A 21,800-nucleotide genomic window follows, 5' to 3' on the forward strand; every position below is an offset into this window, starting at 1 on the left:
TTTTCATTCTAATATACATATAGAATTTAAAGATAAGTTCTTATATACTTAAGTTGATTGCTATATTTGATAAAAGGAGGTGCGTTAAAATGAAAAAGAAAGTATACAAAAAATTAACATTGACCATCGCTGCAACTGGGCTGCTATTACCAAGTACAGTAACACATGCCGCAGAACAAGCACAAAATAATCAACGAGTACCTGTTTCAAAACAAACAGAAACAACTAAAACACAATCAGATGGTTTAAATAATCAAAGCGCGCCTGAAGAAGAAACGTTAACTCAAAGTCCGAGTGACACTTCAAATGAAAGTACTTCATCTAGTGTTCAGCCAAACCAACAGAGTGATACTACAACACAAAAAGAAGACCAAACAACAACACAATCAAATAATACATCGACAAATGAGGAGACAAATACAACACAAGAAGACACTTCACAAGATACGACAAAACCTCAACGAAACGATCAACCTGGAGGCAGTTCAACAGGTGCAGAAAGTTCAGACAACCCAAATGACAGCAGTAATAATACTGAAACCCAACCCGAACCTACAAATCCAGAAGAACCAAATCCAGAGGAACCAAAACCTGAAGAAACAAATCCAGAAGAAAAACCATCTTCAGGCGATAATACAGAAAAACCTGAAGATAATAGTGAAAATGATAAAGGACAAGGTGGCGGTACGATTCCACAAAGAGGAGAGGGCGGTTCACATCCAGTTGAACCATCACCTGAAAAACCTGTGCCAGACGAACCAACACCAGAGGAGCCTGAACCAGGAGAACCATCAATGCCAGATGGACCCACTACACCAGAGACACCGGAACAAGGCCCATCAGACAATAATTTACCAAGCAACAATAAATCTGGACAAAATTCATATCAACCGAATCAACAAGTCACGCCAACTTCAAGCTATCATCCATCAGCTGACTATATACCGAACAGTTCTAATTTCGCTTCGGCAACACCTTCTTTAAATGGAGGCTTAAATGAACAGCAAGCTCCGGATGAAGTAATGCCTTTTTCGAATTTAGGTTTAATTGGTGACCGTTATGGCCATTTGATTACAGGGTCATTTAGATATAATCCATTCATCGTTCATCAAGTAGGTATGATTAGTGATGATACGCAGTCAACTGAAGATGATGTTCATGCAGTGTTGCAACCGCAAAATTTTAGTAATAATAGTAATTTAAATAATTTACAGCAAAGTACGGGCTACTTCAAATATCAGTATTTCAGTCCTATGAGAGTGCAACAATATTATGCAAATCTAGACTTGCAAATTTTAGGATTAGTAACAAGTGACTTAGGCTCAATGCCAGATTTAAAAGAAGTAAAACGAGATAAGCATGCTGAAGCTAAACAGACAACCAAACCTTCAGAAGATACAAAACAAAATGCAGATAAAGCGAAAAAGAAACAAGAAGAAAAAACAACTGATAATCAGAAATACCCACGCTTACTCAACACTTTGTTAATTGTATTCGGGGTTGCATTTATCTGGTGTATTGTATTAATGATTATGAAACGAAAGAAGCAATAATATAGTATTTAGATTAGTAACTATATTAATAGAACCTAATTCAAAAAAATCACGCAACAAGTTCGAGAGTAACCTGTTGCGTGATTTTTTAATATCCAATCATATGAAAAATAAATGATACAGATTCTTGCATTTTTTTAAGATCGTCTGCGAATAATAATTGAATGACGACCACGTAACTATTCATGAAGATATGAATTAAAATGGGTACGGCAATACGCTTGGTGTAAATATAAAAACCAGCTAAAATAAAGCCCATACCAAAATAAATTAAAATAAAGTTTGGGTCGTTATGTGCCATAGCGAATAATGCTGAGCTGACTGTGCCGGCAATGATAAAACGTATGACTTTATTACCTCTAAGAATATTGAAAATCTCACCGAAGATAACCTTTCTGAATACGAATTCTTCTAAGAAAGGTCCAGCAATTGCCACGAGTACAATAAAAATAGGTGCTTCTTGAATAATTTTCATAATGCCGGTTGTATTCGGGCTTGGCTGATCGATTTTAAATACAAAATGATTTAATAGAGAAGCAATAATTTGATATAACAGTACGACAATGAGCCCTACAATGGCCCAAAGAATGACATAACGTTTTTGGACTTTCGGTTGTAATTCTAAACGTGTTTTGTTTTTGATTTTATAATTCATCCACAAAATGACCAATGCTGCTAAAATCATTAAAATGACTTGTGTGTATGATGTCGTAAGCATAAGTTGTTTGCCTTTAAAATGATCAAACAAACCAGCACGATACAACATCTGTGGACCGAACAATGCAAGTCCATAAACGATCAAGGTTAGGATTGAAAACCATAGTCGTGACATAATGTAACTCCTCCATACTATCTAGTTGCTATATTCATTTTAAACTAAAAGTTTGTGCGAGGAAAATAAAATTCTAATTGCTTGATGTATTGACCAATTTTGATTAATATAGAAAGTGGATTAGCACTCAGGATATGAGAGTGCTAAACAAAACTTGATATGTAAATAAATCAAATATGAAATAAACAATTGCAACAGATTAGAGGAGGAACGACCATGCTTAAACCATTAGGGAATCGCGTGATAATTCAAAGAGTTGAAAGTGAACAAACAACTAAGAGCGGAATCGTATTAACTGATAAAGCGAAAGAAAAATCTAATGAAGGTAAAGTTATCGCAGTCGGACCAGGCAGAACTTTAGATAATGGTACTGTTATTACGCCTGAAGTTAAAGAAGGCGACACTGTGGTATTTGAACAATATGCCGGAAGTGAAGTACAAGTCGGTGAAGACAAATACCTTGTTATCAGTGAAGAAGAAATTCTAGCTATCGTACAATAATACATCAATCATAACAAATAACAGGAGGCTATAAACATATGGCTAAAGAAATAAAATTTTCTGAAGATGCACGTCAATCAATGCTTCGCGGTGTAGATCAACTTGCGAATGCAGTCAAAGTAACAATCGGACCTAAAGGTCGTAACGTGGTGCTAGACAAAGAATTTACTGCACCTTTAATTACAAATGACGGGGTAACGATTGCGAAAGAAATTGAACTTGAAGATCCATATGAAAATATGGGTGCAAAATTAGTGCAAGAAGTTGCGAATAAAACAAATGAAATTGCTGGTGACGGTACAACAACAGCTACAGTACTTGCACAAGCAATGATTCAAGAAGGATTAAAAAACGTAACAAGCGGTGCGAACCCTGTTGGTTTACGTAAAGGTATTGATTTAGCAGTAGGCGAAGCGGTACAAGCTTTGCATGATCAATCTCAAAAAGTTGAAAATAAAAATGAAATTGCACAAGTTGGTGCTATTTCAGCAGCCGATGAAGAAATCGGCCGATACATTTCAGAAGCAATGGATAAAGTTGGTAATGACGGTGTTATCAGTATTGAAGAATCAAACGGATTCAACACAGAATTAGACGTAGTTGAAGGTATGCAATTTGATAGAGGTTACCAATCTCCATATATGGTAACTGACTCTGAAAAAATGGAAGCTGTATTAGAACGTCCATATATCTTAGTGACTGATAAAAAAATCAGCTCATTCCAAGATATTCTTCCATTATTAGAACAAATTGTTCAATCTAATCGCCCAATTTTAATCATTGCTGACGAAGTAGAAGGCGATGCTTTAACAAACATCGTATTAAACCGTATGCGTGGAACATTTACTGCAGTCGCAGTTAAAGCACCAGGTTTCGGTGATCGTCGTAAATCAATGTTAGAAGACATTTCAATTTTAACAGGTGCACAGTTCATCACTGATGACTTAGGTTATGACTTGAAAGATGCATCTATTGATATGTTAGGTACAGCAAATAAAGTGGAAGTTACTAAAGACAATACAACAATTGTTAACGGTGACGGAGATAAAAATTCTATCGATGCACGTGTATCACAAATCAAATCACAAATTGAAGAAACTAACTCAGATTTCGACCGTGAAAAATTACAAGAACGTTTAGCTAAATTAACTGGCGGCGTAGCAGTAATTAAAGTCGGTGCTGCAAGTGAAACAGAATTAAAAGAACGTAAATTACGTATCGAAGACGCATTGAACTCTACACGTGCAGCAGTAGAAGAAGGTATTGTTGCTGGTGGCGGTACTGCATTAGTGAATGTATACAAACGTGTCAGCGAAATTGAAGCTGAAGGTGATGTTGAAACAGGTATTAATATCGTCTTAAAAGCATTAGAAGCACCTGTACGTCAAATTGCTGAAAATGCTGGTTTAGAAGGTTCAATTATCGTTGAAAAATTAAAACATGCAGATCCAGGTGTTGGTTACAACGCAGCTACTGGTGAATGGGTGAATATGTTAGATGCAGGTATCGTAGACCCTACAAAAGTAACACGTTCAGCATTACAAAATGCTGCAAGTGTAGCAGCAATGTTCTTAACAACAGAAGCTGTAGTAGCTAAAATTCCTGAAGAAAATAATGATGCAGGCAACCCAGGAATGGGCATGCCAGGCATGATGTAAGAGATATCATAAATAAAGCAGTTTAATTCATAAACTGCTATCGATAAAAAAGGCGCTTCATTAGTATGTATAGCTAATGAAGCGTCTTTTTTGATAAATTTTACTTAAATATGTGCTTTAAGGTAGGCGATATGTTCTTCACGTGTTGCCCAGCTGGTCGCAAAGCGTACGATTTTATGCGTCTCGTTATACTTCTCCCAACAAGTGAATTTTATATATTCACTCAATCTTTCAATTGTTTCATTGTTCATAATAAAGAATTGCTGATTGGTTGGTGAATCTAAATAGAGTTGGTAGCCTTTTTCAACAAATGCTTGTTTTAATTGCATTGCCATATCCACTGCATGTCGACTGATATCTAAATATAAGTTATTTGTAAATAATTCAGCAAACTGAACACCGATTAAGCGGCTTTTCGCAAGTAAGGCACCGTGTTGTTTAACAATAGATGTAAAGTGCCTCGGCTCATTGTTGCTTGTGAAGACAATAGCTTCACCACATAAAGCTCCGATTTTAGTACCACCTATGTAAAAGACATCTGCATATTTGGCAATATCCTTAATATCTAAATCAGCTTCATCACTGACTAAACCATAACCTAAACGCGCACCATCAATGTATAATGGGATCTCATATGTTTTACACATGTTTGAGATGCTTTCTAATTCTGATTTTGTGTATAAGGTTCCGTATTCAGTAGGATAAGAAATATAAACCATACCTGGATAAACCATATGTTTATAGTTTGAGTCTTCATAGAAGTCATCAATATAATTTTTTACTTGATCAGCAGTGATTTTACCATTGTCAGAAGGTACCGTTAATACTTTATGACCACTGAATTCAATCGCACCGGATTCATGTACACTGATGTGACCAGTGTCCCCGGCAATGACACCTTCGTATTTGTTTAGCATTGCGTTAATTACAACTTGATTCGTTTGTGTTCCACCGACTAGAAAATAAATAGCAGCTTCTGGCATATCGATAGCTTGTCTGATTTTACTGATTGCATCAGCAGTAAATGTATCATTGCCGTATCCAGACTCCTGTACGTAATTAGTTTGAACTAATTTTTCTAAAACTTTTTCATGTGCACCTTCTAGATAGTCATTTTCAAAAGATATCATGGGTCCTTCCTCCAATTCATAGTATTTTTTATAATGCAATTCTAGCTGCAAAGCAAAAGAGGCATAAGTAGTACCAATATTCTGAAAACATTATTTAGAATTCAAGAACTAATGTACCAAAATCACATCTTTTCAAAAGTCTTATACAGTTAGAGAATGTTTTAATAATAATGCGGTTAGTTGATTGTGTCAACTACAAGATAATACTTTTATATTTTAATCTTGCAAAGCTTGGGACTGTTAATACTGTAAAATAGGGGAGTTATATAAATTATAGCGATTTTTTGACAATTCATATTATGGCAGTAAAACAGACGCTTTTTTAAGTAATCATACATAAAAAAACTCTGATGGACTAAGCAGTCAATCAGAGTTTAATTAATTATTTATTATTGTTGTAAGTCAGCGATACCTTTTGCGATAGATTCGAACACATGAGGGATATCGTCTTTTTCGATACAGCTGAAAGCAACACGGATATCAGTTTTGTTCAAAGCAATTGTACCGATAGAATATGCTTCGATTAAGTGTTTACGTAATGTTTCCGCATCAACACCTTTAACTTGAATTGCCATGAAATAACCAGAGTTGAAATCATAAGGTGTCCAGTAAGCTTTGAATTGCTCATCATATACCACTGATTTTGTGACTTCATAACGTTCGCGTAAAGTATCGATGTGACATTGCACATCCGCTTCAAACGCTTCACGATGTTCAGGTTGCAATACATATTGAACTGCACTTTGTGAAGGCATAGGACCGCTTGAGATATTACTACGGATTAAACCTTTAACTTTAGCTTCTAAGACAGCTTTAGTAATTTCATCATTAATACCGAAAGTAATAAAGCCGACACGTAAGCCCCAAGCAAAGAATTCTTTAGTTGCGCCGTCTAATCTCACCGGTAAGATATTTTCTGATTCAAGCTGTGTTAATGCTGAGAATAATGATTGCGTATAAACATCTTCATAGAATAGACCATAATACGCATCATCAACAATTGTAATCACCTTAGTACCGCGATCAGCTAAGTCTTTAATTGCTTTAGCGATAACATCAACTTGATTTGCAGTTGGTGTATAGCCTGTTGGGTTATTTGGGTAATTCAACAATAAGATGACTTTGTCTTGATCATAATTTTCTAAAGCTTCAACAAAACCATCAGTTGTGTAGCGATTTTGTTCATCAAAGATAGAATATGTTTGAATATCAGCACCATGACGCGTATTAAAAATTAATTTATAGTTGCCCCAGTTTTGTACAGGTAATAATAACGTATCACCAGCATTAACGAATAAGTCAGCTAAAATAGATAAGCCATGTGTTAATGCGTTTGTCACGATAGGTCTAGAAATTTGTTTTTGTTCTAGATCAGGATTTTCTTTTAGAATTTTTTCTTCCCATAACGCACGTAATGTTTCTAATCCTTGCGGTGGCGCATAAGGGAAAATTTCATCTGGATCTAGATGTTGGTATAAACCGTAGATTGTATCAGAGTATAATTTTCCATTATCATCTGTCGCCATACCAATTGTTGCGTTATACTTTGTTGCTTTAGCTTCTGCTGATTGAGATAAAATGCCTTTAGGATAAAACATGTGTTTACCTAAGTCAGACAGCATGTCCAATATCACAGGGTTAGATTGTGTAAGTTGCTCATTTAAATCAAGCGCTAATGGATTCATAATAATTCCGCCTCACTTTTTAAAGTCTTCATACATTACTATATTATCTTGAATGAGCTTAAATAGAAAGTAGAGAACGACGATTTTCAGAAAATATGGTCGATTATTCTAAATGTATCCTTAAAAATAGAAAAACTAACCATGAATACCCAATAATTATTTGATATACTGATTATATTTGAGGTGAAAATATTGAAACATTTGACTAAAATTTTTGTGATTATCGCAATTCTAGCGTTTTTAGCTGGTGCTTATTTTCAATTTATTGAAGATGAAGGCGCAAGTATTAAAATGTTTTTAGCGGCCATCATGTTCATGATTTGTGCTTTTATCAGTCGTAATAATGATCGGAAGAAAAGAGAACAGTATAAACGTAAAAAGTAACTGTACAAGTGCATTGTGCAGTTACTTTTTTATTGCTTCTGTGTATATACAATATATACAGGAAAGACTGATATTTGAGTGATTATGTAAAGATTACGTAAAAATCATAGACAAAACTGTTATATCTGTGTATACTGTGTATATACAGTTAGGGGGGGAGTTAGATGAAAATACTGCTTATGAATAATAGTGAATATCCGATATATGAACAAATCAAGCAGCAGATTAAAGAAAATATACTCAAAGGTTATATTTCTCCCGGTGATCATCTTCCCTCTATGAGAGAACTTGCGAAAGACTTACGCGTAAGTTTAATTACGACCAAACGTGCTTATGAAGATTTGGAGAAAGATGGGTTTGTGACCACAATCAGGGGAAAGGGTACTTACGTTAAAGAGCAAGACAATGCGATATTGAAAGAAAAGCAATTTATAGTCATCGAAGATTTAACGAAATCATTAGTAAAAGAAGCAAAAACAATCGGTATGCCGCTTGAAGAGTTGAATGAAATCTTAGCATTAATCTATGAGGAGGAAAATGAATGATAGAAAAAGCTATCGATGTACAGTCACTTTCGTATCATCATAAAAACTTCGAGCTTAAAGATATTTCATTTCATGTTCCAAAAGGTTATGTGACAGGTTTCATTGGCGCTAATGGTGCAGGTAAAACAACCATTATTCGTTTATTGATGAACTTGATTCATCGAGAATCTGGATATATTGAAATGCTTGGACATGAAATGCCGAAACAAGAAAGAGAAATCAAAGAACAAATCGGTTTTATTTATTCGGAATTATACTTGAATGAAAAATGGACAATCGAAAAAGTAGAGCGATGTATTGGACCGATGTATCGCAATTGGAATCATGATATTTTTCACCACTACATAGAACGATTTAAACTTCCGCTTAAGAAGAAGATTAAGTCGTTTTCAACAGGAATGAAGATGAAACTTTCCTTTGCGATTGCATTCAGTCATCATGCGAAGTTGTTCATTTTAGATGAACCGACAGCAGGATTAGACCCTATCGCAAGAAATGAAGTACTAGAAATCATCCAAGAAGAACTCATTAATGAAGATGTTTCAGTTTTCTTTTCAACACATATAATTTCAGATATTGAGAAAATCGCAGATCATCTTGTTTATCTTAAAGATGGGCAAATTATCTTCAATGAACCGAAATATGTATTGTTGGATGATTACCAATTAATACGTGGTAGTGTTGAAGACTTGGATGATGAATTAAAAAGTTACATTATCAATTTGAAAATTAAACAAACGGGTTATGTAGGATTAACGAAAGAAGCGGATGCTTTCAAAGAAATCTTTGGTGACCGAGTAGAAATTTCTAAACCGACCATTGAAGAATTGATGGTTAATGTAGAAAAGGGTGGCTTAGATGAAGCAAAGCTTGGTGAAGTGTTATGAAGACATTGCTCAAAAGAAACTTACTATTAAGAAAATATACTTTAATTGTTTATGCATTGATGATTATACTTGCGCCAGTTGTATTGCCATTGATTAAAGGTGATTCGGTATGGAGTGTTATTATTAAAAATATCTTTGCGGCGCTTGTTATGTTTATCATTATTTTTGATAGCGGACAAGTCTTCAGATTGCAATTTAAATTAGGCGGTAATAAAGCTTATTACTTCAATCACAGCTTACCTTTTTCAGCACGTCAGCAGTTAAATACACATTATTTAACAACACTATTGTTAGCATTAGCAGGTGCAATCGTGTTGATTGTGTATAATGACGTGCCGCAAGGTGCAGAGATTAATAGTATTGAACTGATGACGCCTTTGACATTTATCGCAATTAACCTTTTGGGTCACGCACTCGCTTTCCCCAAAAGTTCTGAAGTCAGAAGGGATTTTATTCCTTATTGGGGCTATATCGTTGTTGCGAATATTGTTGTACCGATTTTAATCGCAATTGGTTTCTTGTTGATCGCAGTTTTGACAGAACGTTTTGATATGATGTCAGATAAAATGGTGGAAGTTTATATCAATAGGTTTGTGCTTTGGTCTGGCTTATTATGTATCGCAATTTTTGTGGGAACATATTTTTATCAGCTTAAAAAAATTAATTCAAATCAATAGTTATTTAAAAGGAGGTCTTTTGATGAAACTTGAACATATTACAAAACAATACGGTTCTAACAAGGTATTAGATAATATTGATTTTAAATTTGATCAAAGCCGCATTGTCGGTTTGATTGGGAAAAACGGTGTAGGTAAAACGACATTAATGAAAGTCATGAACGGCAACATTATTAATTACTCAGGAAAGGTAAATTTAGGTCCTGATGAACGCGTCGGTTATTTAATTGAGCACCCTAAACTTTATGATAATAAATCAGGCTTATATAATTTGAAAATCTTTGCGCAAGTCTTAGGTAAAGGCTACGACAAAGCTTATGCACAAAGTATTATTGATGCATTCGGCATGGCGCCTTATATCAAAAAGAAAGTCAAAAAATACTCTATGGGTATGAAACAAAAACTTGCGATTGCAGTGTCATTGATGAATAAACCGAAATATTTAATTTTAGATGAACCGACAAACGGTATGGATCCAGATGGTTCAATTGATGTGCTTGAGACCATTCAGCGATTAGTTAAAGAGTTAGATATGAAAATTTTGATTTCGAGTCATAAATTAGAAGACATTGAATTAATTTGTGACCGTGCAGTGTTCTTAAGAAATGGCCATTTTGTACAAGATGTGGATATGGCGAAAGGGACACCGACAGATGTGACAGTATTGGAATTAGGAAAAGACTTATCAGATGAGAAATTTAAAGAGGTTTTAGATTATTTGACGATTCATTTCAGTATCTTACAAAGTCATAAAGATTCTGGTGAAATTTCATTAAAATCAATCAAAGATTACAAAGAATTATTAAAAGGACTTGCAGGATTAGACGTCTTCCCAGAATACATTGAAACACGTAAACAATCATTACGTGATACGTACTTCAATATTAATCAAAGAGGTGAGAAAAAGTGAATCTATTCCAACTCGTAAAACATGACATTATCAGTATCTTAAGAAGTCCATTAACGTATTTAGCACTTATTTTAACATTACTTCCAATTATCGGGATGACAGCATTGATTAATCAACAAATGCATAAAGTAGATGGAGATATTATTATGGCCATGGGCAGCTGGTTCTTCTCTATAGTTGGATTACTGTTTATGATTAAAACAATCACAAGAGATATCTCTCAAGGTACGATTCAATTATATTTAAACAAAACAAGCAATCGTATAAAGTATTTTATTGCGAAAGTCTTATCTATCGCATTTATCGCGATATTAATCACAGTGCTTTTAGATGTGCTTGTTTTAATTATTCAAGCCGTTACAAAAGGACCTGATGTGAAAGATGAGAAGATGTTGCAGATTTTATGGTTCTACTTTATTTTCTTATTATTCTTTGGTCTGTTGTTATTCTTGGTAGCGTTAATCGTACCAAAACCAGCATTGATTTATGCGTTAGGTATATTCTTAGTCTTGATTGTGCCATTTGCGGAACCATTTCTACCTATGATTCCGAAAATTGGAGATGATATCCAAAAAGCATTGAAATATATTCCGTTCAGTTATTTAACGAACAAAACAACGACAGGGCACTTTAAATTCAGTAATTGGCAATGGTTTATTTCAACGGCTTCGATTGTTGTCTTATTTGTTGCTAATACGCTATACATTACAAAAAAAGATATTTAATCAAAAAAGCCGGAATGCTAGTTCATGTACTCTAGCTTCCGGCAGTTTTATTATGGGTTCAGTAATTTGTTCATGATAGAGTTGTAAACTTCTTTCCAAAGATTTGAATCTGTTTTGAAGCGGTTGCTGATGACAACATGAGCTTGTTGTACGGCTTCATCATAATTTTCATCATCTTTATCTGGAAGTAATTTTTTTCTAGTTTCTTCAACGAAGACTTGTGCAGCTTTTGCGCGTGGGCCCCATACATTTTCTTGTTCGTATTGATCATTTAAGAATACGAAAATTGGAATCGCACGTGCTTTACCATTCGTTAAATATTGATCAATCAAGTCTGTGTCTTGGTCTCTATGAAAGACGCGTACTTCGAGGTCTAACAATTCGCTGATATGTTTTAAGATCGCAATATTCATCATGGCATCCCCGCACCAATCTTCAGAAATTGCGAGTACTTTACGATATGACTTTTGCTTGACTTGTTCGATACGTGAATCATCTTCAGGTACTGTAAAACTTTCATAAATCTTAAGTAGACCTTCTTGATTTTCTTTCATCTCAGAGATATACGTATCTAAATCTTGAGCATTTTGAAAATATGTTTCTAGTTTTGTCATCGATAAAACCCCCTTTGTTAATTGATAATATTATATCAACAAATGATTCAGAATTAAAAGGAAAGGTTGTGAAAATTCTAAAGATTATATAGTGTTGCAAATGTAGTTAATATATTTTGAAGAAAAAGTAATATATAAGTGAAATAGCACCGTGCAATTTCTAAAAATAGTAGTATGATAAATATGTGCGAAAAATACATACGAAAGAGCAGTAAAAAGGAGTGATTCTTTTGAAGTATAAATTAGTCGCAGTACTTATGTTTTCAACGATAAGTGTAATAACTTTATTGATTTCAGGGTATATGAGTAGTACAAAATCAGTTGATTTATCAGAAATGACAATTAACAACATGAAGATGAATCAATCATTTAATCCAAAGGGTTTTAATGAAAATCATAATATTCAAGTCGACCGCTTTGCGTTTTATTACAATGATAAGCATCCTAATTTTGTGGTGAACGTTGATAAGGCACATCATAAAATTAATGGAATGGTTGTTATTAAGGATAAACAAATTGAAACGAACATGGGCTTTAAAGTAGGGGATGATATCAGCGATGTCATTCAAGCACTAGGCAGCAGTTACCAATTAACAGAAGGTAAGAATGGTTATAAAACGTTGAATTACGTTGATAAAGAAAATCATTTAAAACTTAAAGTCTTATATCAAGATGATGAAATTAAACGAATTGAATATTTCAAATGAGAATTCTAATTAAAGATGGCGTACTTGAAAGGCAATTTAAGCGGCCATCTTTTTACATAAGATAATATTTTCTTTAGGCCAAAGGGGAAACATTTTAAAAGCTTTGCAAGTTAAAGTATAATTCAAGTAGATTTTGGAGGTGGCCATTGTGAATAAAATTACATTTTTAAATGATTTAGAAAGTGAATTAAGATGGTTGCCTAGAGACGAAAAAGATAAAATTATGTATGAATACGAAGATGTGTTCTACGAAGGTGAAAGAGAAGGGCGCTCAGAACACGATATTCTAAATGAAATGGAAAGCCCGAAAAAAATAGCGAAAGAAATTTATGCGCAAAAAGCTATCAAGAATGCTGAATATGCGCCGAACGCACAAAATGTCACCAAAGCTGTTCTCGCTACGTTAGGTCTAGGCATTTTATCTTTAATTATCATATTGATTCCATTATTCTTTGTGGTTATATTTATGATTATATTATTGCTTGCTTCGCTCGTACTTTTATTATCTCCAATCATCTTATTTGTAGCGAATGTGATGAGCGGATTTTCACAATTTGTTTTCAGCGATTTCTTATTTGCCTTTAGTTACACAGGTCTTGGAATTATCTTTATTGTCTTTATCTTCAAATTGGTTGAAGTGATTTATAAATTAATTCTGAAGTATTTACGTTGGAATTTGAAATTGATTAGAGGGAGCATAAGCGCATGAGAAAACTTTTATTAATCGGCATGATCACGTTTGTTGCTTTCTTCTCACTCGGCACTTTAGTCTGGTTTGTTCATGATCAAAGTAATTTGCCAGAGGAGCGTGTTGAAAAGACATTTCATAATAAAGACATTCAAGATATTTCAATCAGCGGCAATCGTGCAGACATCAAAATTGTACAAGGTAAGGAATTGAAGCTTAAATATAAAGGACAACGTCCTATTAATTTCTCAGAACATAATCATATCCTTAAAATTTCTGAAGATAAAAAGGATGAAATAGCGCCTAATATTAATCCATACAAAAGAACGAAACAAGAAATGATTGTCGAGGTACCAAAGAAACAATTAAATGATATTAATATTTCAACAGATATCGGCGCAATTAAATTGGATGGTGTACAAGCTGCGACAACCACAATTTGGAATAACATTTCAGATGTACATATTAAAGATTCCAAGTTGGAAAGTGTAGATATGAAATCAGAGAGCAGTAAGTTGGCATTTGAAAATAGTACGTTAAAAAACGGCAATTTCAAAATTCATTCTGGCGGTATCAGTGGAGATCATTCATTAGTAAAAGAAAGTATTTTTATATTAGGTACGGGTCATATCAATTTCTCAAAGATGGCGAATTCTTGTGATATTAAAGCCTCAACGAAAAGTGGCAATATTACGTTAAGCTATTTACACCCGCCGAAAGATACACTGTTAAGATTAAATCCTGCTGAAGGTAAGAAGTTGGTAAAAAATCCTCACTTTAAAAATGATAAAGTCGGTAAGGGTGAAAATGTTTTAGAATTCTATACGAATAAAGGTAATATCACAATCGAATAATGAACGTTTCAACAAAAAAACGATTTTCATCAAATGTTAGATGAAAATCGTTTTTCTTTGTCTATATTTCTATTCAATTATAATGTGCTGGATTCTGTTTGTTGTTGTGCTAAAATGCCGTCTTCCATTTGGTATACTTTATCGCAGAATTTCATTAAACGTTCATCGTGTGTTACGACAAGACAGGTTTTATTTAATTCCTTGGTTTCTTTCTTTAAGATGTTCATGACTTCCATCGCATTTTCAGTATCTAGTGAAGCGGTAGGTTCATCGGCTAAGATAATAGATGGATTCGTATATAATGCTTTAACAATCGCAACACGTTGTTTCTGGCCGCCAGAAATTTCGCTTGGCAGCTTATTTTGAACTTCACTTAAACCTAATCGTTCTAATAAGTTAGTCAGTGCTTCATCACTTAGCACATCTTTCTTTTGTTTTTTCAACAAGGTAAATTGCTGTTTGACTGTTAAGAAAGGAACCAAGTTTGTGGCTTGCAAGATAAAGCCGATTTCGTTCATACGCGTATGTGCTAATTGCTTTTGAGAAAGATGTGTAATGGCTTGGCCATCCACATAAATTTCACCTTCAGTCGGTGTTTGTAATGCTCCGGCCATCGTCAAGAACGTACTTTTTCCTGATCCAGAGGGGCCGATGATGCCGACGAGTTCGGTCTTATTAAATTGTACTGTCGTTGGTTTAACAGCTTCGATAATTTTATTACCATCTTTAAAACGCTTCGTGACGTCTTTAAACTCTAACATTAGTATTTTCACTCCTTTTTATCCAATGGCTTTTAATGGGTCTACTTTACGGATCGTTAAAATAGAGAACAGACTTCCAATGAGTGATACGACAATCAAGACAAGTCCATAGATGATTAATGTCACAGGATTAAATGCGACAGGCACAGCATTCGGTAAAAAGGCACCTGTGATTAGTGTCAGTGCTAACCCGATTAATGTACCGATTAAAGAAATCATAAAGGTTTGTGCTAAAACGACTTTAGCTAAGTAACCATTTGTGAAACCTTGTGCTTTCAATACACCGAATAAGTTTGTTTTTTGAAGTGTAATGACATATAAGAAAATACCGATGACTGTTGCTGAAATAATAAATAAGAAAGTAATCATAAAGTTAAGTGTCAGATTTTGTGCAGTGTAACCAGGTAAATTTTCAACGAAGTTTTCAATGCTGACTGCTTCTAAATCAGAATTGAGTGATTTATCTTTCCAATCTTTGTCACGAACCACCACAGCATTCGTTTTATCTTTGGTTAATTTCGGGTTGATACTTTGAATTGTATTATAATTACCGAATAATACAGGTGATGCGTTATATTTTGCGCTTTCCGTAAATCCAACAATTTTCAGCTTTTCATCTGATTGGGATAAAGATAATTTATCGCCGATTTTAAAGCCTTTATCTTTTAAAGTTTCATCTGCGATGACCTCATTATCTTTATTAAATTTATGTCCTTCTAGTAATTTAGGAATTAAGAATGATTGTTTGGATACGCCGAATAAGAGGGCATTTTCTTCTTTTTGACCATTAGAAACAATAACGGCAGATTGTTTGAGTAATGCGGATTCTTTAAATGTATTTTTTGTTTTTTTTGTATCGAAGACAGATTGAGCGACAGTTTGATTCGCATCTTTATTTAAGACAATCGCATCTGCATGCCATTTATCTATACCTTCACGGTTCATATTAATTAAACCGCTCGCAAGGCCTGAAAGTAAAAAGAGCAGGTAACTGATCATAATCAGCACACCGATGATTAATCCGAATTTTAATTTATTTCGTTTCATCTCGTTCCAAGCTAAAAACATAGGAGAACTCCTCTCGAGTATTTAATTTTGAATGTTGATTATGATTGAAGACTATCAACTTAATTAATCAATTATAACTTATATAACTCAAATATGAAAAATAAAACAAAATGTATCAAACTTTTTTGCGAATACTTTTAATAAAAGAAGTGGGTTGGGAGTTAATTTAGATTGGGATAAAGAATTTCAAGATATTCTTAAATCAAGTAAAGTCTTGCTTTTTCTAATAGAGCAGATAAAAATAAAAGCGAAAAGACTTTAGCACAGTGTCTTTCCGCTTTTAATCTATTATTCAGATGCGAAGGCAATGTCTGTATCAATTTCGCCATGAAGAGAGGTAATATCTAGTTCGTTGTGGTTAAGCCATTGATTAAAATCAATGCATACAGGTGTTTGATTTTCGCCTAAACTGATCCAAGCTTTCATTGTTTCTGGTTGATACATAGATGTATGAATAGTACCAGACCAGCTGCTGAAGAGCTTACTGTAAATTTCATATTGCGGATCATTAAAAACTTCAAAAGCTTTCATTTTATCCATATGGATATCTGTTTGTTTTAAAGTTTTAGCTAATCGTGCTTTAGATTCTTTGGTGTAGTTACGATTTTCATGCGTCAGCAACTTGAAATGGTTAGTGCACGTACGATCATAACGTACATCTAGACCTCTAGGTGTCACTTCTACAATCGCGTGTTGATTATGTTTATCCATCATAATATAACTGAATGAACTACGATGAGGAATTTCTTTTAATAAACGAATGGCTTCATCTGTATCACGACAAAGTTCTAAAATTAAGCGTCCAATCATATAACAAACAAACCCGTCTTGCGGATGTTTACGATGCATAAAATTATAGCCCATAGCGAGACCCGCAGAATTAAGCCCATCCATTCTGCCTGTGACGCGAGAAGTAGGACCAATTTGGGCTAATCCACCGTCATTTGGTTCATATAATAAATAGCGACCATCATATGTGGCAGGGTGATAGTCATAATTGCGCACTAAATAATTGTCGCCAAGAAAGACTGTACAGCCACTGTCTTTCTTAATAGGTGTAAAGCGATAGTGTGCAAAATTAAAAACAATTTGTCTAATCGGTAATTCAAGCACTTCACGCATACCCATTAATTCTTCCCAAATTTGCGGTGCATATTGTTGGAAAATTGCATGTGTTTCATTAACATCGATATCAAAGCGTGGTAAGCGTTTCTTCCATTCTTTTTCTCTATTTTGCATGAGTTTAGTTGTTTTCATCCACTTGCCTGTTTCAACACCTAAATCATAATGTGATCCTCGAAATGTCATAATATCTGAGTGTACTTTTTGCATTCAAAATAACCCCTTAATGTTTCTCTTGATAATGTTACAAGAATGTAATTATTTATTAATAGACTTGGGAAATCAAACCATATTATAATATATATGTAGAGAAAAAACTGTAAATACGGTTTGTAAATGTCACTTGAAACGAAGATAGATTACGTTTAGAGGTGATTCATATGGTACAAGATTATTATAATAAAGCATATGCCGCTGTTTACAGATGGTGGAGAGGCGCGTAATACGTAATTCTTGTGATTTTAAGAGGTTAACCTTTTTCGGTTAGCCTCTTTTTAGTATAATGGCTTTAGACATGCTTTAGCTTTTTTAATATAGGGTATATGTTTTAATGACCCATTTAAGTATGCTATTATTAGAGCATGCAGGCGATTATTTTTATAGAGGTGAAATCAAAATGTTAGACTTTATTAAAGGCTTTTTTAAATTCTTCTTCAGTTTAGCACTTATCGTGTCAGTTGTAGTTGGCGTAGGTGTGGCTGTATTTGCTTTCATCTTCAAGAAAGACTTTGAAGATATCGAAAGAAGAACAAAAGAAATCGTTGCTGATATTGAATCAGGCAACAGTAATTAATTGTAATAGAATTAATGTAAAAGCACTTGCTGAGTTGAATTCAGCAAGTGCTTTTTTCATGAGCCTAAAAGGCTAAGAAGCGTTACGACATAATGTGATTTGGACAATATCAAGCAAAGAAAGTTTAATTTGCTGCTGTTGTTTCAAATTGATACCGATTAATACTTGATCTAAGTAATTGATTTTGTCTGGCATCATTTTGATAGTCTGTATCCAACCTCCTTTAAAGTAGCGCACACGAATGGGACATTGTTCTTGAAATGCGATATGAATCTGTTGGTTCAATTCATGAATTTGATCTTCAGATAAAATAGGGCGTTCTATCTTAGTTTGATCCACCGCATATTGATGCAGACGTTCAAACTGTTCGGGCAATGTCGCAAAAGGTTATATATATGTTGAAGAATATAGACTATTTTGTTTAAAATGAATCATATTTTAAGAAAAAATGAACAAAGTAAAAATATTAAATAGTCTTTTTTTATTACGTGTAATAAGTTTAATATGTATGATGTAAAAAGAATTTGAATAGTGTATACTTATACTATTAAAATTAGAAATGAGATTATTATGAAAATAGTAGAAGTAAAATCTAAGAATGGTACCAATTTTATGATTTTAGATGGTAATAATGAACCTATAGTAGATGCAGTAAGATATTTGAAGTATCTGGATAGTGTTAAGAAAAGTTTAAATACCAAGAAAACCTATGCTTATGCACTAAAAAAATTTTTTGTTTACTTAGAAAGTAAAAAGATATGCTATAAAGAAGTTAGTTTTGATAACTTTGTTGATTTTATAAGATGGATGAAAACACCTTTTGAATATGAGAATGTCCTCTCTTATCACCGAAAAGAAAAAAGCATTAGTCCTAAGACAATTAATCTGACTATGACTGTAGTATCTAATTTTTATGATTATCTCTATAGGAGTAAAAAATTAGATGTTAATTTCTATGATTTTATGCATATGGAAAGTAAATACTCTAAAAAATATAAAAGTTTCATGCATCACATAAATAAGGACTATAGAACGTTGAAAAATATTTTGAAAGTTAAAGAACCAAAGAAAAAAATAGAAGTGTTAACTAATGCGGAGGTTAAGAAATTATTAGAGGAAGCTAATAATATTAGAGATAAATTCTTAATACAATTACTATATGAAACCGGATTACGTATAGGTGAGGTATTATCATTACGTATTGATGATATTAAATTTGACTTTAGAAAAGGCCATCAAATAGTTTTGAAAAATAGATTTAATGATAATGGTACTTATTTGAAAACTGGGGAAAGAAAAATATTTATTTCCCAATCGTTAATTGATTTATACGATGATTATGTCTACGAAATAATTGACGAACTTTCAATATGTTCTGATTATCTTTTTGTAAAAATAAAGGGGAGAAATGTAGGAGAAGCTATGAATTATAGTGATATATATTCATTATTTAAAAGGCTAAAACATAAAACATCTATAAATGTTCATCCTCATTTATTTCGCCATACACATGCAACTGTTTTTTATAATGAAACTAAGGATATAAAACAAGTTCAAGACAGACTTGGTCATAGTAATATACAAACGACTATTAATTTATATGTTCATCCCACTGAAGAAGATATACGTGAAGATTGGAATAAAGTAAAGCATCAATTTCAAGTTTTTAATAAAGGGGAATGACTATGTCAATACCAATTAATTTACCTACAAACAGTACTATGATTAATGAATTATGTACATTACAAAGTAGAACCATCAATATAAAAGGAGAGGTTTTAATAACTGAAATATATGATGATTACTTTTTTAAAAATGATGAGTGGCACATTACAGCTTTTAACAAATTCAAGCAATTTCAAGATAGTATCAAGAACTATAGAGACAAAAGAAAAAATGTTTTCTTTAGGATTAAAAGTAAAAATTTGAATTTAGAATTTAAATACCTTTTTTTGAAACTGATAGTTAAAGAGGATTGGTCCTTATCTAATTTATTTAATACTGGAGCAGTAAAGCTTAATAAGATTGCTAAGTTCTTTAATGAAGTTTATCCAAATTTAAATTCTTTACTTGATTGTGATATAAATACATTAGAAAAGCACTGGTTTAATTGGCTGACTGAAAATAATATACCAATAAAAAGAAGATCATCAACAATAGTTTTTGGTGATTATGAATACAAAAGCGGACTGGCTTCTTTTTTAAAGAATATGTACATTAATCTAATTAAGTTCATTGATAAGCGAGAAGAATGGGAAAAAGATAAATGGGATATTAGAAATTTAGAAAAATATGGATTGAGTTATAATAAAACACTAACTGGCAATTATTTAAACTTTGAAAAAATTGAGTCAATTAAAATGCGAGAATTAGCAAAAAAATATTTAAAAAATCGTTTGATAACTGGTGATATAGCATTTGCTACAGCAAGGTTTTATATAAGAGTTTTAACTAGGTTTTTTCAAAATATATCTAAAAATAAAGAAACAAGGAATAGTTTAAATGAACTAGATAGATGTCATATCGAAGCATATATAGAATTTTTGTTTGAATATGCAGCTAATAAAAATTTGCAAAGTACTAAGAATTTTGTGAGAGAAGAATTAAAAACAATTAGAAGGTTCTTAAACGATATTATAACTCAAAACTATGCTATAGCACCGTACCAAGATATACGATTTTTAATTTATCCTCAAGACTTACCTAAACACGAAAAGAAAAATAGTAGCCAAATTGATTATATCCCAGATTTTGTATTGGAACAGCTTTTTGAGCATATAAATGATTTGCATAAAGATTTAATACCTGTAGTTTGGATAGCTTTTAAAACAGGATTAAGAATTTCTGATGTATTGACATTACAAAATAATTGCCTTGCAAAAGTTAATGGAAAGTATTCAATAATCACAGATATTGCTAAAACTTTTGTTAAAGGACATAGAATACCAATTGATAATAAATTAGCTGATATAATAGCAGTTTTAATAGCCGATTCTAAAAGTAAAAGTACAAAAGATAATAATCCTAATAATTATATTTTTGCTATTTATAAAGGAAAAAGAAAGGGAATGCCCTTTACACAACATATGGTCAGAGCACACTTAAATCATTTATCAAAGACTAAAAATATTATTGATGAACAAGGAGAAATCTTCCATTTCAAAACTCATCAATTTAGACATACCTATGCAGTAAAATTGTTAAATGGTGGAGCAGATATATTAACGATACAAGAATTATTAGCACACTCCTCACCAGAAATGACTCTAAGATATGCTAAGTTACTTGATGATACAAAGAGAAAGGCTTTTGAATCAGTTATTGATCAAGGAGCTTTTAGTTTTGATGTTGACGGTAAAATTAAAAATATACAGCATAGTAGTGAACTATCTGAAAAAGAATTGAATTCTTTATGGCAAGAACATAAATTAAACGCAATGGACAATCCTTATGGCACTTGTCATGCTAGATTGAGTGGTGATTGTCCATACATGGAAGCTCCGCCATGCCTGACTTGTAATTCTGGGAAACCATGTAAGGATTTAGCTATTGGATTTTCTGATTTAGATGTTGAAAAATATGAATTACATATCAAATCAACGGTCAAATCTATAGAATTAGCTAAAAATAATAATAGACAAGATATGGTTGAAAAGCATATAAATATATTAAATAAATATGAAGAAATACTAGGTAATATAAAAGA

Annotated in this window: 23 protein-coding genes; 15 read left to right on the forward strand and 8 right to left on the reverse strand. The window is 32.9% G+C overall.

Annotation, left to right across the window (positions count from 1 at the left end; genetic code table 11):
• Window positions 1-89 precede the first annotated feature (89 nt).
• Window positions 90-1,553 carry an SdrH family protein gene (locus CD112_RS11475; protein ID WP_103364355.1) on the forward strand — a complete coding sequence of 488 codons (1,464 nt, stop codon included), beginning with the start codon at window positions 90-92 and terminating at the stop codon, window positions 1,551-1,553.
• Between the two features lie 88 nt (window positions 1,554-1,641).
• Here the strand turns inward: CD112_RS11475 and mroQ are convergent, their stop codons facing one another.
• Complete coding sequence (mroQ, locus tag CD112_RS11480) at window positions 1,642-2,385, reverse strand: intramembrane glutamic endopeptidase MroQ (RefSeq protein WP_070626462.1); 744 nt, start codon at window positions 2,383-2,385, stop codon at window positions 1,642-1,644.
• 216 nt (window positions 2,386-2,601) lie between these two features.
• Between mroQ and groES the strand changes: the two genes are divergently transcribed.
• On the forward strand, window positions 2,602-2,886 hold the full coding sequence (groES, locus tag CD112_RS11485; RefSeq protein ID WP_002481716.1) for a co-chaperone GroES: 285 nt from the start codon (window positions 2,602-2,604) through the stop codon (window positions 2,884-2,886).
• A gap of 38 nt (window positions 2,887-2,924) precedes the next feature.
• Window positions 2,925-4,544 carry a chaperonin GroEL gene (gene groL, locus CD112_RS11490; protein ID WP_002481715.1) on the forward strand — a complete coding sequence of 540 codons (1,620 nt, stop codon included), beginning with the start codon at window positions 2,925-2,927 and terminating at the stop codon, window positions 4,542-4,544.
• A gap of 104 nt (window positions 4,545-4,648) precedes the next feature.
• On the opposite strand, the gene CD112_RS11495 is transcribed toward groL, so the two are convergent.
• Both CD112_RS11495 and CD112_RS11500 read right to left on the reverse strand, forming a co-directional pair.
• Window positions 4,649-5,674, reverse strand: a complete 1,026-nt coding sequence (locus tag CD112_RS11495; RefSeq protein ID WP_002481714.1) for a threonine aldolase family protein — start codon at window positions 5,672-5,674, stop codon at window positions 4,649-4,651.
• A 389-nt stretch (window positions 5,675-6,063) separates the two neighbouring features.
• Complete coding sequence (locus tag CD112_RS11500; protein WP_070626199.1) at window positions 6,064-7,359, reverse strand: aminotransferase class I/II-fold pyridoxal phosphate-dependent enzyme; 1,296 nt, start codon at window positions 7,357-7,359, stop codon at window positions 6,064-6,066.
• Window positions 7,360-7,551: 192 nt separating this feature from the next.
• Between CD112_RS11500 and CD112_RS11505 the strand changes: the two genes are divergently transcribed.
• The 6 genes from CD112_RS11505 (at window position 7,552) to pmtD (ending at window position 11,487) form a co-directional block, all read left to right on the forward strand.
• Window positions 7,552-7,743 carry an SE1626 family protein gene (locus CD112_RS11505; protein WP_002481712.1) on the forward strand — a complete coding sequence of 64 codons (192 nt, stop codon included), beginning with the start codon at window positions 7,552-7,554 and terminating at the stop codon, window positions 7,741-7,743.
• Window positions 7,744-7,907: 164 nt separating this feature from the next.
• A complete protein-coding gene (gene pmtR / locus CD112_RS11510) occupies window positions 7,908-8,288 on the forward strand; it encodes a PSM export ABC transporter transcriptional regulator PmtR (protein WP_070626200.1) in 381 nt (126 codons plus the stop codon).
• Window positions 8,285-9,175, forward strand: coding sequence for a phenol-soluble modulin export ABC transporter ATP-binding protein PmtA (pmtA, locus tag CD112_RS11515; protein WP_070626204.1), 891 nt, complete (start codon window positions 8,285-8,287; stop codon window positions 9,173-9,175). Before pmtR ends, pmtA begins: the two co-directional genes overlap by 4 nt.
• Window positions 9,172-9,852 carry a phenol-soluble modulin export ABC transporter permease subunit PmtB gene (gene pmtB, locus CD112_RS11520; RefSeq protein WP_103364356.1) on the forward strand — a complete coding sequence of 227 codons (681 nt, stop codon included), beginning with the start codon at window positions 9,172-9,174 and terminating at the stop codon, window positions 9,850-9,852. Before pmtA ends, pmtB begins: the two co-directional genes overlap by 4 nt.
• Window positions 9,853-9,874: 22 nt before the next feature.
• Window positions 9,875-10,762 (forward strand): phenol-soluble modulin export ABC transporter ATP-binding protein PmtC, encoded by an 888-nt coding sequence (gene pmtC / locus CD112_RS11525; protein WP_103364357.1) that lies wholly within the window; start codon window positions 9,875-9,877, stop codon window positions 10,760-10,762.
• Window positions 10,759-11,487 carry a phenol-soluble modulin export ABC transporter permease subunit PmtD gene (pmtD, locus tag CD112_RS11530; protein ID WP_060803977.1) on the forward strand — a complete coding sequence of 243 codons (729 nt, stop codon included), beginning with the start codon at window positions 10,759-10,761 and terminating at the stop codon, window positions 11,485-11,487. Before pmtC ends, pmtD begins: the two co-directional genes overlap by 4 nt.
• Before the next feature lie 50 nt (window positions 11,488-11,537).
• On the opposite strand, the gene CD112_RS11535 is transcribed toward pmtD, so the two are convergent.
• Complete coding sequence (locus tag CD112_RS11535; protein ID WP_023015887.1) at window positions 11,538-12,101, reverse strand: thioredoxin family protein; 564 nt, start codon at window positions 12,099-12,101, stop codon at window positions 11,538-11,540.
• Between the two features lie 221 nt (window positions 12,102-12,322).
• On the opposite strand from CD112_RS11535, the gene CD112_RS11540 reads away from it, so the two are divergent.
• From CD112_RS11540 to CD112_RS11550, 3 genes are all read left to right on the forward strand, one after another.
• Window positions 12,323-12,808: a hypothetical protein gene (locus CD112_RS11540; protein WP_231911534.1), complete on the forward strand. Its 486-nt coding sequence runs from the start codon at window positions 12,323-12,325 to the stop codon at window positions 12,806-12,808.
• Between the two features lie 148 nt (window positions 12,809-12,956).
• Window positions 12,957-13,517, forward strand: coding sequence for an HAAS signaling domain-containing protein (locus tag CD112_RS11545; RefSeq protein WP_002481704.1), 561 nt, complete (start codon window positions 12,957-12,959; stop codon window positions 13,515-13,517).
• Complete coding sequence (locus CD112_RS11550; protein WP_057510881.1) at window positions 13,514-14,350, forward strand: DUF4097 family beta strand repeat-containing protein; 837 nt, start codon at window positions 13,514-13,516, stop codon at window positions 14,348-14,350. Before CD112_RS11545 ends, CD112_RS11550 begins: the two co-directional genes overlap by 4 nt.
• Window positions 14,351-14,427: 77 nt before the next feature.
• On the opposite strand, the gene CD112_RS11555 is transcribed toward CD112_RS11550, so the two are convergent.
• The 3 genes from CD112_RS11555 to CD112_RS11565 all read right to left on the reverse strand — a co-directional run bounded on the left by CD112_RS11555 (window position 14,428) and on the right by CD112_RS11565 (window position 17,511).
• Window positions 14,428-15,111, reverse strand: coding sequence for an ABC transporter ATP-binding protein (locus tag CD112_RS11555; protein WP_103364359.1), 684 nt, complete (start codon window positions 15,109-15,111; stop codon window positions 14,428-14,430).
• Window positions 15,112-15,129: 18 nt separating this feature from the next.
• The gene (locus CD112_RS11560; protein WP_070626210.1) at window positions 15,130-16,179 is read right to left on the reverse strand and encodes an ABC transporter permease; all 1,050 of its coding nucleotides are present in this window, start codon (window positions 16,177-16,179) and stop codon (window positions 15,130-15,132) included.
• Window positions 16,180-16,467: 288 nt separating this feature from the next.
• Entirely contained in the window at window positions 16,468-17,511 is a 1,044-nt protein-coding gene (locus CD112_RS11565) for a C45 family autoproteolytic acyltransferase/hydrolase (RefSeq protein ID WP_002481700.1), read from the reverse strand.
• A 406-nt stretch (window positions 17,512-17,917) separates the two neighbouring features.
• Here CD112_RS11565 and CD112_RS11570 point away from each other — a divergent pair, with 406 nt between their 5' ends.
• Window positions 17,918-18,094, forward strand: a complete 177-nt coding sequence (locus tag CD112_RS11570) for a hypothetical protein (protein ID WP_096754678.1) — start codon at window positions 17,918-17,920, stop codon at window positions 18,092-18,094.
• A 72-nt stretch (window positions 18,095-18,166) separates the two neighbouring features.
• Here the strand turns inward: CD112_RS11570 and CD112_RS11575 are convergent, their stop codons facing one another.
• Entirely contained in the window at window positions 18,167-18,469 is a 303-nt protein-coding gene (locus CD112_RS11575; protein ID WP_082732238.1) for a YolD-like family protein, read from the reverse strand.
• Window positions 18,470-18,664: 195 nt separating this feature from the next.
• On the opposite strand from CD112_RS11575, the gene CD112_RS11580 reads away from it, so the two are divergent.
• The gene (locus CD112_RS11580) at window positions 18,665-19,777 is read left to right on the forward strand and encodes a tyrosine-type recombinase/integrase (RefSeq protein ID WP_002485872.1); all 1,113 of its coding nucleotides are present in this window, start codon (window positions 18,665-18,667) and stop codon (window positions 19,775-19,777) included.
• Window positions 19,778-19,779: 2 nt separating this feature from the next.
• On the forward strand, window positions 19,780-21,800 hold a 2,021-nt coding region (locus tag CD112_RS11585), incomplete at its 3' end, for a site-specific integrase (RefSeq protein WP_180991558.1).

Source organism: Staphylococcus simulans, from assembly GCF_002902285.1.
Lineage (GTDB): Bacteria > Bacillota > Bacilli > Staphylococcales > Staphylococcaceae > Staphylococcus > Staphylococcus simulans.